This is a genomic window from Cellulosilyticum sp. WCF-2 (assembly GCF_003990395.1).
In the GTDB taxonomy this organism is placed as follows: Bacteria; Bacillota; Clostridia; order Lachnospirales; family Cellulosilyticaceae; genus Cellulosilyticum; species Cellulosilyticum lentocellum.
Genome location: NZ_CP034675.1, coordinates 1,847,302 through 1,861,147, shown reverse-complemented (window position 1 = coordinate 1,861,147; position 13,846 = coordinate 1,847,302). Strand labels below are relative to the sequence as shown.

The following is a 13,846-nucleotide window of genomic DNA, read 5'->3' as shown; positions in this document are numbered from 1 at the left end:
ATGTTCTCCTCCTTAAATAACTTATTTCTTTTTATTATAAACCATTTTTTTACTATTTCAAATAACATTATCGCCTATTTTGAAAATTTACTCATTTCATTATAAATCTTTCTTATTAGTTTATCTAATATATGTGATTATATCATGAAGATAATTATATCCAATATTTTTCAATTTATGACATAAGTATCAAAAAGGATAAGGCCTACTGCATAGGCCTTATCCTCTCCTTTTCATCCTTATTTATTAATAACAATGTTTTGATCTCTATTAGGACCTACACCAACCATTGTAATTTTACAACCAATAAGTTCTTCTATACGAGTAAGATATTTTTTTACACTCTCAGGTAACGCTTCATATGAACGAATATGAGAAATATCTCCCCATCCTTCCATTTCTTCATATACTGGTTTACAAAGTTCTAAGTCTTCAAGACTTGCTGGGAAGTATTTAATAATCTCACCATTAAATTCATATCCAACACAAATTTTAACTATATCTAAATCTTTTAGAACATCTATTTTATTAAGTGCAATTTCTGTTAATCCACTTGTCCTTACTGCAAATTCTCCAATAACAGCATCAAACCAACCACAACGTCTTGGGCGACCTGTTACTGTTCCAAATTCATGACCTTCTTCTCTAATACGGTCACCTATTTCATCATGTAGTTCTGTAGGGAAAGGTCCCTTACCTACACGAGTAATATAGCCTTTCATAACCCCAATACAGCTATCAATCATAGTTGGTCCAATTCCAGCACCAATACAAGCACCACCAGTTACAGGATGAGATGATGTAACATATGGATAAGTTCCTAAATCAAGGTCAAGAAGTGTTCCTTGAGCCCCTTCAAATAAAACCTCTTTACCTGCTTTAATCGCTTCATAAACGCTTACAGTTGTATCTTCTACAAATGGTTTTAATCTTTCTGCGTATTTTTTATAAGTTGAAATAATTTCTTCTGCATCAAATTGCTCTTCTTGATGATATACATATTTAAGCATATCATTTTTAACAGCAACATTAGCTCTTACCTTTTCTGCAAACACTTCTTCATGATAAAGGTCACATACACGTACTCCTGAACGCTCTGCTTTATCCATATAACATGGACCAATTCCCTTCATCGTTGTTCCTATATCTTTACCATCCTTTGCCTGGATAGATTCTTTTGCACGATCTAATGCTTTATGGTATGGCATAACAAGGTGTGCTCTAGAGCTTATTCTTAAAGTGCTTACATCAATCCCTTTAGCTAATAAACCATCTACTTCTCCTAAAATACCTTCTGGATCAATAACAACACCATTGGCTACAATACATTTTTTTCCTGTATATAATATTCCTGAAGGAATTAGTTGGAATTTATAGACCTCTCCATCTACTGCTACTGTATGTCCTGCATTATTACCTCCTTGGCAACGTACAACCACATCTGCCTTTTCAGATAAAATATCTATAATTTTTGCTTTTCCTTCATCGCCCCATTGTGCGCCGATAATGACTTTAGTTGGCATTGCTTACACACCCTTTCCATATTCTAAACATTTTTTTACATTTTACAATTGAAACATGACTATCATAACAAATATTACTTAGAAAATCAATATGAACTCGAATATTTCTTGTCCCATTTAAGAAAATGTTCGATATACTTATTTTTATTTCCTTATTATAGGCTGGGTTCTATTTCATTATTGACATTCCCTAAGTATATTGCTATCTTTATTTTATCCTGTCCCTAATAAGGTATGATATTACTGAATTTTCCACAGGAATTTGTAATAAATTTATTTTTAGTTATTCACACTATAATTATACATTTTTAGTACATCAAGCTAATACTCACTATGAATAAAGGAGAATCTATGGATAAAAAAATATATATTTTCGGACATAAAAATCCTGATACAGATTCTATATGCGCCTGTATCTCATACGCACATCTAAAACGTGCACTTGGTAACCAAAACGTTGAGGCAGTTCGTCTCGGTAAAATTAGTAAAGAAACACAGTTTGCTTTAGATTATTTTGGTGTTAAAGCACCTCGTTTACTTGAAAATATTAAACCTCAAGTAAGTGATATGAATTTTTATAATGTACCTTCTGTTTATGTTGTCGATTCAGTAAAAAAGGCTTGGGATGTCATGACTGAAAATGGACGTCAAATGATTCCTGTTTTATATCACGACCATAAGCTAGCTGGTGTTATTTCTGTATCTGATATTGCTAAAACTTATATCGGTTTAACAGATGGATGCGTTCTTAAAAATCATAAAACACCATTTATTAATGTTGCTTCTGTTTTAGATGGAAAAGTTATAACTGGTTCTTATCCTCATGCTTATGTTTTAGGAGATGTTTATACAACTGCTTCTATTGATGATCATACAGTACTTGCGGATACAGATATCATTATTACTGGTCCAAGTAGCGATCGTATTCAAAAGGCTTTAAATTCTGGAGCTGGCGCAGTTATTATTACAGATCAAAACATGGACAACCTTAAATTAGAGCTTCCTCCAAATTTAAGTTGCGCTGTTATCTGTACTCCTTATTCTTTCTTTAAAACTATTAAGATGGTTTCACAAAGCATCTCTGTAAAAAATATTTTAAAGAAAGATGATATCACTTACTTTGAAACCGACGATTACTTAGATGAGGTTAAGCAAGTGATGCTTAATACTTCTTATCGTCACTTCCCTATCTTAGATCAAGAAGGATTAGTTAAAGGCCTTATTTCTAAACGTCATCTCTTAGATATCCAAAAGAAAAAGGTTATCTTAGTTGATCATAATGAACGAAGCCAAAGTGCTGATGGGATTGAGCAAGCAGAAATTCTAGAAATTATTGACCATCATCGTATTGCTAATATTGATACTGGTAATCCTCTTTTCCTTCGTGCAGAGCCTGTAGGATGTACTAATACCATTATTGGTAAAATGTTTGAAGAGAAAAATATTATGCCTCCTAAAGAGATTGCAGGTATTATGCTTAGTGCTATTCTATCTGATACACTTATCTTTAAATCTCCAACTTGTACACCGGATGATGTTCGTATAGCTAAAAGACTAGCAGAGATTGCTGAAGTGGATCTATATGCTTATGGTGCGGAGTTACTTGCAGCAGGTACTTCTTTAGAAGGTACTTCTCCAGCGGAACTGCTTAATATTGATAGAAAAGCTTTCACTGTTGGTAAATATAACATTAGTGTAGCACAAGTTAATACTGGTGATTTCAAAAGCTTATTCAAAATTAAAGATCAAATTCTAGAAGAAATGCACCATTTAGAAGAAAAAGAAAATCTTGACCTCTGCTTATTAATGGTAACCGATATTGTAGTAGGCGGAACTGAGCTTATGGTAACAGGTCGTGAAAAGCGTTTAGCAGAAGCCCTATTTGGTTTAGACCCTACAGATGATAGCATCTTCCTTAAAGACGTCTTCTCTCGTAAAAAACAAATTGTGCCTAAACTCATGGGACTCTCTTAATTTTAAGAATAAAAGTTGAAAACAAATCACATTCTACTTATAATATAAGAAGGATACAAGATTTGTATTACTATCAGGTTTAAAATAAATATGAAATGCTTATAAAAGAAAGGAGTTTTGACATGGCAAAACAAATTACAAAAGATATGGTTATTGGAGAAATCCTACAAGTAAACCAAGGTGTTATTCCTATTTTAATGAATGCAGGTATGCACTGCCTTGGCTGTCCATCATCTCAAATGGAATCTCTTGCTGATGCATGTATGGTTCATGGCATTGATTCTGATGAATTAGTAGCTGAACTTAATGCGTTTCTTGCAACTGTAGAATAAATAAACAAATAAATGAGAAAGCCATCCTAATTAAGGATGGCTTTCTCATTTATTTCTATAAATATTTTCTTTAAAACATGGCATCCTAATCATGTAGTTAATATTTTACTATATTATTAGGAGGCTTATCTATGAAAAAAAATCCAAGTATCGGTTGTACAGTAAGCTCTTGTCAATATCATGCTGAGTCAGAAAACTATTGTACGCTACAGCAAATTATGGTTGGAACTCATGAAGCACATCCTACTCAAGTTGAATGTACTGACTGTGAATCCTTTGAACCTAAGGCTTAACTTCTAATCATTCTACGCAAATCAAAAGGTACTTTTTAAAGTATTAATACTTTAAAAAGTACCTTTTGATTTTTAAAGATATTTAGTAAGTACATCTATAGCATGGAGATAAATCATTACTTTACCATGTTCTTTAAGAAAACTTTCGTTAAGATCTGTAGATGGACATTTACTACCAAATTCTTCCAGTAAACTTGATAATGCTTCACCCTTTACATTGGCTTTTTTATTCTTGCCAAATACTAAAAAGTATTTATCATTATATTTATATAAAGAGTTATCTCCAACAAACATTGGTTGTACGCGATGTGCAGCCATACATGCACTATCAAATTCATTAAATAAAAACGTTAACTGCTTACTACTACTTACAGGTCCCTGGGTCTCAGGTTGCTCAGTGTCTCTTCCCATTAATGCTAAATCCGTTAATCTATCTTCCTCTGGTTCTTTAAAAGTTCTATGGGTAGGCCTTTCGCCAATAGCTTCTAATTTTTGCTCTATTTGCGATGGATCCTCAACTTTAGTAACAACAATCATAATGCTATCCGTAGATAGAGGCACTGCTTCTATCATTAATGGCACATTGTCTGTTTCAAAACCAAAATCTTCATAAGCTCTTGCCATCATATCTTTAAATAAGGCTTGGGCTTTTTTAGAACCATAGGCTAATTCACTAAGCTTCAGATTCCTATCTATAAGATCTGAGTGATTTAAAGTGACCTGAATTTGAGTATCGCTTATCTTTTCTATTTTCATTCAAATCACATCCTTTCTAGATGAATTGCTTTGTTAACATATATAATATCTTATTCACTAAGTATAATGGAGATGATTATAAGTGTAAAGAGTTTAATAACTTAAAATAAATTAAGCCTTTACTTATTCTTACTATTCACCATTCCTATCTTAATTATAGTATAAAAAACATAAAAAAACTATACTTCTATCATCTTAATTATTATTGATTATTCTCAATAATATTTTATGACCAAATATTTCTGCTATAATTCTCTATTCTTTGTAATTTTTTTAACAATAAAATTCTTGACGTGTATACAGTATACATTGTATAATACATTCGTATTAATCAAATGATTAATGTTTATTATTTATTTTTTCGACTACATTGTGTAATTGTAACTTTCTCAAATTAACCTTAAGGAGATGATTATTAATGTTTGAACAATGGAATGGTTTCGAAGCAGGTATTTGGTCTAAAGAAGTTGATGTAAGAGATTTCATTCAAAAAAACTACACACCATATGAAGGTGATAGCTCTTTCTTACAAGGTCCAACAGAAGCTACAACAGCTCTTTGGAAACAAGTACTTGAGCTTATGGAAGAAGAAAGAAGAAAAGGTATATTAGATGTTGAAACAAAAGTACCTTCTACACTTACTTCTCATGGTGCTGGTTATTTAAATAAAGATCTTGAAAAAATTGTAGGTCTTCAATCTGATAAACCACTTAAAAGAAATATTATGCCAAATGGTGGTGTACGTACAGTTAAAAATGCACTTAAATCCTATGGTTATGAATTAGATCCTCAAACAGAAGAAATTTTCTCTAAATATCGTAAAACTCATAATGAAGCTGTATTCTCAGCTTATACTCCTGATATGAGAGCTGCTCGTCACAGTCATATTATCACCGGTCTTCCAGATGCTTATGGTCGTGGACGTATTATTGGTGATTATCGTCGTGTTGCTTTATACGGTATTGATTTCTTAGTAAAAGAAAAACAAGAACAAATGAATCAATTAAATGTAACACCTATGACAGAAACTGTTGTACGTGACCGTGAAGAAACAGCAGAACAAATTATCGCACTTAAAGATCTTGCAAAAATGGCTGCAAATTATGGCTTTGATATTACAAAACCAGCAAAAGATACACAAGAAGCTATCCAATGGTTATACTTTGGCTACCTTGGTGCTATCAAACAACAAGATGGTGCTGCTATGTCAATCGGCCGTACATCTACATTCCTTGATATCTATGCTGAAAGAGACCTTAAAAATGGTACATATACAGAATCAGAAATCCAAGAATTCATTGATCATTTCGTAATGAAACTTCGTATGGTTCGTTTCCTTCGTATTCCTGAATATAATGAATTATTCTCTGGAGACCCAGCTTGGGTAACAGAATCTCTTGGTGGTATGGGTATAGATGGACGTACACTTGTAACTAAAAATACTTTCCGCGTACTTCATACATTAGTTAACCTTGGTCCATCACCAGAACCAAACTTAACAGTACTTTGGTCAACACACTTACCAGAAGCTTTCAAAAAATTCTGTTCAGATGTTTCTATCAAAACAAGTTCTATTCAATATGAAAATGATGATATGATGAGAGCATTCTGGGGCGATGACTACGGTATTGCATGCTGTGTATCTGCTATGAGAATTGGTAAACAAATGCAATTCTTTGGTGCTCGTGCTAACCTTGCTAAAACATTACTTTACGCTATCAATGGTGGCCGTGATGAAATGACTGGCGAACAAATTGCTCCTAAATATCAACCAATCACATCTGAATACCTTGACTTCGATGAAGTAATGGAAAAATTCGATGTTATGATGGACTGGATTGCTAGAGTTTATGTAGATACATTAAATGTTATTCATTATATGCATGACAAATATTGCTATGAATCATTAGAGATGGCACTTCATGATAAAGATATCGTTCGTACATTTGCTACAGGTATCGCTGGTCTCTCAGTAGTTGCTGACTCTTTATCAGCTATTAAATATGCTAAAGTTAAAGTAATCAGAGATGAAACTGGTCTTGCTACAGATTATGAAATCGAGGGTGAATATCCAGCATATGGTAACAATGATGATCGCGCTGATGATTTAGCTGTAATGGTTGTTTCTAAATTCATGAATAAGATTAGAAAACTTTACACATATAGAAATTCAATGCCAACAACATCTGTTCTTACTATTACATCAAACGTTGTATATGGTAAGAAAACAGGTAACACACCAGACGGACGTAAAAAAGGTCAACCACTTGCTCCTGGTGCTAACCCAATGCACGGAAGAGATGTTAAAGGTGCTTTAGCTTCTCTTGCTTCAGTTGCTAAACTTCCATATAGAGATTCTTTAGATGGTATTTCTAATACATTTTCTATCGTACCAAGTGCTCTTGGTAAAACATCTGAAGAACAAATTACAAACCTTACTGGTCTTCTTGATGGATACTTCACTCAAAATCCACACCATGTAAATGTTAACGTGCTCCAACGTGAAACATTATTAGATGCTATGGATCATCCAGAAAACTATCCTCAACTTACAGTTCGTGTTTCTGGATACGCTGTTCGTTTCGTTCGTTTAACAAGAGAACAACAATTAGACATTATTAATAGAACATTCCATGAACGTTTCTAGATTTTCATTTTATTATTTATACATAAAGAGGGTATTTACATCCTCTTTATGTATACCTTATAATAAAAAAGCAGTCTAATTTATTTTATAATATAAAAATGATCAGGAGGAATCAGTCATGAAAGGTAGAATTCACTCAATAGAAACTTGTGGAGCCGTAGATGGACCAGGTCTTCGTTATATCGTCTTTACACAAGGATGTCCTCTTAGATGCAAATATTGTCATAATCCAGATACTTGGAAGCTACAAGATGGCAACGAAGCCGACACTGAGGAACTTATTACAGATATATTAAAATACAAAAGTTTTATGAAAGCATCTAATGGTGGGGTTACTGTTAGTGGTGGAGAACCTTTCTTACAAGCCGACTTCGTAAGAGATCTTTTCATAAAATGTAAAGAAAATGGCTTGCATACTACTATCGACACTTCTGGTTATGTAGATATTGAAAAAGCCGATCCTGTTTTAGATTATACAGATTTAGTTCTTTTAGATATTAAGAGCTATAACCAAAATATTTATAAAAATTTAACAGGTGTCCCTTTAGATCGTACCTTGGCTTTAGCCAAACATTTAGAGAAACGTGGTATTCCTATTTGGATTCGTTATGTACTTGTTCCTAATCTTACAGATAATGAAGAGGATATCGAGGCACTGGCTACTTTCTTAGAAACATTGACTAATGTAGAACGTATTGATATTCTTCCTTTCCATAAAATGGGTGAATACAAGTGGGAACAACTTGGCTATGAATATGAATTAACCGACACAATAGAACCAAACATTGATGCTACTAATAAAGCCGCTGATATCTTTAGAAAACATCATTTACCTATTATTTAATTCTGTAAATTCTCGTAAAAATAGACACGTTAAATGACGTGTCTATTTTTATTTTATGCTTATTAATATGGCTCATTACTTATATAAAATACCAAATCTATCTTAATTATTATAATTCTGCTGTTTGGTTTTTCTCTTTAAAAAATCTATTCCAGAACGAAGCCTTTGTTTTTTTGGGATCTTCTTTATCCTCACTCATTTCTCTTCTCATTTTCTGTACTTCCCTCATGGCCTCATCTAGCTTTTTATAATACTCCTCATTTTTATTAGTTTGTAGTACCTTAAGTTCTGCTATTTTTTCCTCAACCGCTACATCTACTTCTTTTTTTATTGTTTCTTTCATTTCCCATTTTGATTGATCACTATATTCTACTAAAGCTTGCATAAACATCTCTTTCATCATTAATGAGAATTGCTTTACCTTACCATCTTCCATATCTGTGATATCTACTTCTAGTGTCTCTTGCCGTTTTAGAGCTGTTACAGGTGCTATTTGAATACTACTTAGCTGCTCATAGGTTTCTCTTGTCTCAGCATTAGAGTCATGTACAATTCCTTCTATAGCCTTTAATTGCAGCCCTTGCTCCCTCATATCCTGGATCTTTTTAAACATTTCTACATTTTCCATACTATAAACTCTATGGCCTTTGCTATTTCTTTTAATTGTCAAATTAAGTTCTTTCTCATAAAATCTTAAAACGTAAGGTTCTGTTGCTAGCATCTCTGCCACATCCTTAACCGTCAAAAAATCTTTTTCCTGTAACATATCCTCACCCCATCATTTGTAGCCTTTTGAAGATATTATACCATATTTTTACAGTATTTCAATTGTTTAATAGTAAAATTATTAAAATTCATATTATTTACCCAATTATCTTCTGATATGATAATAGATCTAACCATCTATTAAACTTATTTCCTACCTCTTTATAATGTGCACACTTAATATATCCACATTTTTCAAATAAAGCTATACTCCCTGCATTTTCACCACAAATTAACGCAACTAATGTATGTAATTCTTTTTCTTTTGCACGCTCTTCAATAAATGTAATAGCTCTTTTTCCAATTCCTCTTCCTTCATAACCATTTTTAAGATAAATTGTTATCTCTGCAGTTTGATTAAACGCCTCTCTCGTCTTATATTGAGTTAAAATAACATAACCACATATATCTTCTTCTGCTTTAATAATATAACTCTCATACTTTGGATTTTTAAACAACACTAACTCTGACATCTCTTGAGTTGTTATTTCTTTCTTATGAAAGGTAGCTGTTGAGTTGTTTATATAATATAAATATATTTCTCTTACAGCCTCTACATGTTCTTCTGTGATTTTTTCAAATTTATAATTACTCATTTGCATTCCTCTCTCTACTACTCTATAATTAACTTCTGTTCTCCATTAGGACTCACTTCCTATGTTTGAGGTTAGCGCTTGTGACACTATTCTCACTTTAACACCCGAGGATGTCTTTTTATATCCTAAACGCCTGCATAGCTGGCGATTAGATTTTTTATTTAAATTTCACACTCATTCTTCACTACCAATACTCTAATAAAAAACACTTTATAAAATAACATTAACAATGCTTACTTTATAAAGTGCTTATATATCCTATTTAACATTAGTGTTGCATGTTAGCAAATTTCGTATATTGTCCTAACCAAACTAATTCCACTGTCCCAGTTGGACCATTTCTTTGCTTAGCAATAATAACTTCTCCCACATTTTTCTTTTCTGTATCTGGATGATAGTACTCATCCCTATATAAGAACATTACAACGTCTGCATCCTGCTCGATTGCTCCAGATTCACGTAAATCTGATAACATAGGTCTGTGATCAGTTCTAGTTTCACAAGCACGTGATAGCTGCGATAGGGCAATAACAGGTGCATTCATTTCTCTTGCTAATGCCTTTAAAGAACGAGAGATATCCGATATTTCTTGTTGCCTTGATGATCCATCACCTGTTCCACTCATTAATTGTAAGTAGTCAATCATAATAAGGTCTAATCCTTTTTCCATCTTTAACCTACGGCATTTCGCTCTCATCTCCATGACATTAATTCCTGCTGTATCATCAATGAAGATTCTAGAATTAGCTATGTTTGGGATGCTTTGAGCGAGTTTATCCCAGTCATCCTTTTCAAGTGCTCCTGTTCTTGCTTTTTGTGAATCAACCATGGCTTCTGCACACAGCATACGGCTTACTAGCTGATCCTTTGACATTTCCAGGCTAAAAACTGCTACACTTTTCTTATTCTTAATCCCTGCCGTCTGAATAATATTAAGAGCAAATGCTGTTTTCCCCATTGAAGGCCTTGCTGCCACTAATACTAAATCTGATGGTTGAAGTCCAGCTGTACGATGGTCTAAATCAATAAATCCCGTTTCAATTCCAGTGATTCCTCCTTGACTTTTATGGGCCTCTTCAATTTTTTCGATAGAAGTTAATACAATCTCATCAATTCCTGTAAAATCCTCTGTTTTCTTATTTTGAAGAATTTCAAAAATTTGCTTTTCTGCAAATCCCATAATATTATCTAACGGCTCTTCACCTTCAAAACTTTTAGCTGATATCTCATTACTCGCTTTAATAAGTCTTCTAAGTGTTGCTTTTTCCTCCACAATTTTTGCATATTGTTTAATATGTGCTGAAGTAGGTACAGAGCTTGCCAGCTCAGCAATATAACTTAAGCCTCCAATTTGCTCTAATACACCTTTCTGAACTAGTTTATCTTGAATGGTAATAAGGTCTATTGGATTACCTGTGGTATATAACTCCATAATTGCTGCATAAATTTGTGCATGATCTGGTCTATAAAAATCATCGGGCCTCAATATTTCACTTGCAACAATAACCGCATCATGATCCATAATCATTGACCCTATAACAGATTGTTCAGCTTCAATGCTATGTGGAGGAATCCTCATGTTTTGTATTTGCTCCATAGCCACCGTTCTCCTATTCCTTTTATGCTAGTTTGTATCTATATGTTCTACGCCCCAACAACCATTACTTGAACTGTAGCGACAACTTTGGCATGCAATTTAATAACTACTTTTTGTCCACCTAAACCTTTAATAGCTTCTTTAAGTTGAATTTTCTTCTTATCTATCTTAACGCCAAACTCTTTTTCAATTGTTTCTGCAATCTCCTTGGATGTTACAGAACCAAATACTTTGCCACCCTCGCCTGTTTTTACTAACAATTTTACTTCTTTATCATTTATTTTATCTGCAATAGCTTGTGCTTCATCTAATTCTTGTTGCTTACGTTTATCTTCGGATTTTTGCTCTAACATTCTCTGATTTAGATTTACTGCATTCGCCTCTACTGCCAATCCTTTTGGAAATAATGCATTACGTGCATATCCATCTTTAACCTCTAATACTTCGCCTTTTTTACCAACTTTTTTTACATCCTGTGTTAATATTACTTTCATTTTGTTTCTCCTTCCTCAAAGTACTTATTGATTGCATCCTTTAAATAAATTTTTGCTTCGTGGATTGTAGTATCTTTAAGCTGAGCTCCAGCAATACCCAGATGTCCACCTCCACCTAGAAGCTCCATAATGCGTTGTACATTAGTATCTGCTAGTGCCCTAGCACTAATAAGTACACAATTATCCACCATTGTTAATACAAAAGATGCCACTATCCCTTTTATGTTTAAAAGTTCATCTGCTACTTGTGCTGCAATAATACTTGCATTTGCAACTTGTCCATTTACTTCTGATATAGCCATATTATCATTCCAAATTTCAGCATTTTGTATAGCCATAGCACGTATCTTATATGTTTGCATATCATTTTGGAAAAGAAGCCTTACCCTGCTACTGTCAGCACCATTTCTTCTTAAAAATGCAGCTGCCTCAAAAGTTCTTACACCTGCTTTAAATACAAAATTCTTAGTATCAATTGTTATACCTGCCAAAAGTGCATCAGCTTCAATAGGTGTTAATTTGACTTTATCTGTTAGATAATTAAGGATTTCTGCTATCATTTCACAGGTAGATGAAATAAAAGGTTCTAAATAAGTTAAAACTGCATCTTCAATATAATCTGTACTTTTTCTATGGTGATCAAATACCACGACCTTCTCTGCTTTATCTAGAAGTTCAGGATATTCTAAATAACTACGGCGGTGAGTATCTACAATGACTAATAAAGTATCTCTCTTTATCTCTTTTTCCGCTTCTTCATGGCTAATAAATAAGTCTTCGTATTCTTTGGATTGTACTATTCTATCATATAATCCTTTAACTGCAAAGGTTGGACCATCCAAAATAATATGTGCTTTCTTACCCATAATAGAAGCTGCTCGATATACACCTATAGCAGCACCTAGGCAATCCATATCAATTCCTTTATGCCCCATGATATAAATCTTATCCGCTTCATGAAGTAGTTCCTTAAAGGCATATGCTTTCAATCTAACCTTTACTCGTGCACTCTTTTCTACTTCCTTAGTTTTTCCACCATAAAATGTATACTTGTCATTATTTTTAATAATTGCTTGATCTCCACCTCTACCTTGTGCTAAATCAAAGGCTATCCTAGCATCTTCTTTAGAACTCAATAATGATTTTAAGTTAAATCCTATTCCTAAACTTACAGTGACAGGGAGTTCATTTCCAACTTGAATATTACGCATTTCATCTAGAATATCAAACTTAGTTTCTTTCATACGTTCTAATTCTCTTTTATTAAAAACCATAATATACTTGTCACGTTCTATTCTAGCAATAACAACTTCCCTTTCTTTAAACCACAAATTAATCTTTCTATCAATAATAGCTAATAGCATAGGACGTCTTACTTCTTCTATGCTATGTGAAATCTCATCAATATTATCAATGCATAAATACCCCATCATACAGCGTTCTTCTTGAATTTGATTCTTAAGCTTTTCATTCTCTGTGTAATCTAAAAAATAAACAATTTGCTTATTTATTTGATCATTTTCTCCACGATGAAAATTCTCCACTAAAATTCTGTAAGTATTCCCCTCCAAATGAAAATGCTTATCACTAATTTGCTTATTGGTAACCCATTCTCCTAATTTTAAGTCTGGTAATATTGTTTTGATATTCTTTCCTAAAAGTTCTTTATCCTTACAAATCTTTTTAAAAGCTATATTAACCCATTTAATTGTCCCGATTTCTTCAATTATAACTACTGGTATTTCTACATTTGAAAACATACTATCTTTAATAACAGTTATTTCATCTACTTCTTTTTCAACTTGTAGCTTAACATAACGACAAACTTCTCGTTCACTGAATATACTAACGATTAAAAGAATAGCATAAATAAGTAAGCTTAATATAGCTTGTGGTGTACTAAATACTCGTGATAGTTGAGTAATCAGTCCTATAGTCACTAAAGCTTGCGTAAATCTAAAAATGACCATGGCATACGAAAAATTCTTTTTTCTCTTGCTTTTCATTTTATTTTCCTTTCCTCAT

At 32.9% G+C, this 13,846-nt stretch carries 12 protein-coding genes; 5 read left to right on the top strand and 7 right to left on the bottom strand.

From position 1 onward, the window contains the following. Positions 1 to 239: 239 nt before the first annotated feature. On the bottom strand, positions 240 to 1,523 hold the full coding sequence (locus EKH84_RS08170) for an adenylosuccinate synthase (protein WP_127065912.1): 1,284 nt from the start codon (positions 1,521 to 1,523) through the stop codon (positions 240 to 242). 351 nt (positions 1,524 to 1,874) lie between these two features. Between EKH84_RS08170 and EKH84_RS08165 the strand changes: the two genes are divergently transcribed. From EKH84_RS08165 to EKH84_RS08155, 3 genes are all read left to right on the top strand, one after another. Next, a complete protein-coding gene (locus EKH84_RS08165) occupies positions 1,875 to 3,497 on the top strand; it encodes a putative manganese-dependent inorganic diphosphatase (RefSeq protein ID WP_013656114.1) in 1,623 nt (540 codons plus the stop codon). A gap of 122 nt (positions 3,498 to 3,619) precedes the next feature. Continuing rightward, positions 3,620 to 3,829: a DUF1858 domain-containing protein gene (locus tag EKH84_RS08160; protein ID WP_127065911.1), complete on the top strand. Its 210-nt coding sequence runs from the start codon at positions 3,620 to 3,622 to the stop codon at positions 3,827 to 3,829. Positions 3,830 to 3,960: 131 nt separating this feature from the next. Further along, positions 3,961 to 4,122 carry a DUF1540 domain-containing protein gene (locus EKH84_RS08155; RefSeq protein ID WP_013656112.1) on the top strand — a complete coding sequence of 54 codons (162 nt, stop codon included), beginning with the start codon at positions 3,961 to 3,963 and terminating at the stop codon, positions 4,120 to 4,122. Between the two features lie 72 nt (positions 4,123 to 4,194). Here the strand turns inward: EKH84_RS08155 and EKH84_RS08150 are convergent, their stop codons facing one another. Continuing rightward, positions 4,195 to 4,878: an adaptor protein MecA gene (locus tag EKH84_RS08150; RefSeq protein WP_013656111.1), complete on the bottom strand. Its 684-nt coding sequence runs from the start codon at positions 4,876 to 4,878 to the stop codon at positions 4,195 to 4,197. A gap of 418 nt (positions 4,879 to 5,296) precedes the next feature. Here EKH84_RS08150 and pflB point away from each other — a divergent pair, with 418 nt between their 5' ends. Together pflB and pflA are read left to right on the top strand one after the other, a co-directional pair. Continuing rightward, entirely contained in the window at positions 5,297 to 7,525 is a 2,229-nt protein-coding gene (pflB, locus tag EKH84_RS08145; protein ID WP_127065910.1) for a formate C-acetyltransferase, read from the top strand. 118 nt (positions 7,526 to 7,643) lie between these two features. Then, the gene (gene pflA / locus EKH84_RS08140) at positions 7,644 to 8,369 is read left to right on the top strand and encodes a pyruvate formate-lyase-activating protein (protein WP_127065909.1); all 726 of its coding nucleotides are present in this window, start codon (positions 7,644 to 7,646) and stop codon (positions 8,367 to 8,369) included. 109 nt (positions 8,370 to 8,478) lie between these two features. Here the strand turns inward: pflA and EKH84_RS08135 are convergent, their stop codons facing one another. The 5 genes from EKH84_RS08135 to EKH84_RS08115 all read right to left on the bottom strand — a co-directional run bounded on the left by EKH84_RS08135 (position 8,479) and on the right by EKH84_RS08115 (position 13,827). After that, positions 8,479 to 9,135 (bottom strand): helix-turn-helix domain-containing protein, encoded by a 657-nt coding sequence (locus EKH84_RS08135; protein ID WP_127065908.1) that lies wholly within the window; start codon positions 9,133 to 9,135, stop codon positions 8,479 to 8,481. A 97-nt stretch (positions 9,136 to 9,232) separates the two neighbouring features. Further along, positions 9,233 to 9,730 carry a GNAT family N-acetyltransferase gene (locus EKH84_RS08130; RefSeq protein ID WP_127065907.1) on the bottom strand — a complete coding sequence of 166 codons (498 nt, stop codon included), beginning with the start codon at positions 9,728 to 9,730 and terminating at the stop codon, positions 9,233 to 9,235. 268 nt (positions 9,731 to 9,998) lie between these two features. Continuing rightward, positions 9,999 to 11,327 carry a replicative DNA helicase gene (gene dnaB, locus EKH84_RS08125; protein WP_013656106.1) on the bottom strand — a complete coding sequence of 443 codons (1,329 nt, stop codon included), beginning with the start codon at positions 11,325 to 11,327 and terminating at the stop codon, positions 9,999 to 10,001. A gap of 47 nt (positions 11,328 to 11,374) precedes the next feature. Beyond that, entirely contained in the window at positions 11,375 to 11,821 is a 447-nt protein-coding gene (rplI, locus tag EKH84_RS08120) for a 50S ribosomal protein L9 (RefSeq protein WP_013656105.1), read from the bottom strand. Next, the gene (locus EKH84_RS08115) at positions 11,818 to 13,827 is read right to left on the bottom strand and encodes a DHH family phosphoesterase (RefSeq protein ID WP_013656104.1); all 2,010 of its coding nucleotides are present in this window, start codon (positions 13,825 to 13,827) and stop codon (positions 11,818 to 11,820) included. Before EKH84_RS08115 ends, rplI begins: the two co-directional genes overlap by 4 nt. Positions 13,828 to 13,846 lie beyond the last annotated feature (19 nt).

Bases quoted from the DNA above. Each gene is read 5' to 3' on its own strand.
- EKH84_RS08135 (WP_127065908.1), bottom strand. From the start codon at position 9,135: ATGTTACAGGAAAAAGATTTTTTGACGGTTAAGGATGTGGCAGAGATG.
- rplI (WP_013656105.1), bottom strand. From the start codon at position 11,821: ATGAAAGTAATATTAACACAGGATGTAAAAAAAGTTGGTAAAAAAGGC.
- EKH84_RS08165 (WP_013656114.1), top strand. From the start codon at position 1,875: ATGGATAAAAAAATATATATTTTCGGACATAAAAATCCTGATACAGAT.
- EKH84_RS08155 (WP_013656112.1), top strand. From the start codon at position 3,961: ATGAAAAAAAATCCAAGTATCGGTTGTACAGTAAGCTCTTGTCAATAT.
- EKH84_RS08170 (WP_127065912.1), bottom strand. From the start codon at position 1,523: ATGCCAACTAAAGTCATTATCGGCGCACAATGGGGCGATGAAGGAAAA.
- dnaB (WP_013656106.1), bottom strand. From the start codon at position 11,327: ATGGAGCAAATACAAAACATGAGGATTCCTCCACATAGCATTGAAGCT.
- EKH84_RS08130 (WP_127065907.1), bottom strand. From the start codon at position 9,730: ATGAGTAATTATAAATTTGAAAAAATCACAGAAGAACATGTAGAGGCT.
- EKH84_RS08160 (WP_127065911.1), top strand. From the start codon at position 3,620: ATGGCAAAACAAATTACAAAAGATATGGTTATTGGAGAAATCCTACAA.
- pflA (WP_127065909.1), top strand. From the start codon at position 7,644: ATGAAAGGTAGAATTCACTCAATAGAAACTTGTGGAGCCGTAGATGGA.
- EKH84_RS08150 (WP_013656111.1), bottom strand. From the start codon at position 4,878: ATGAAAATAGAAAAGATAAGCGATACTCAAATTCAGGTCACTTTAAAT.
- EKH84_RS08115 (WP_013656104.1), bottom strand. From the start codon at position 13,827: ATGAAAAGCAAGAGAAAAAAGAATTTTTCGTATGCCATGGTCATTTTT.
- pflB (WP_127065910.1), top strand. From the start codon at position 5,297: ATGTTTGAACAATGGAATGGTTTCGAAGCAGGTATTTGGTCTAAAGAA.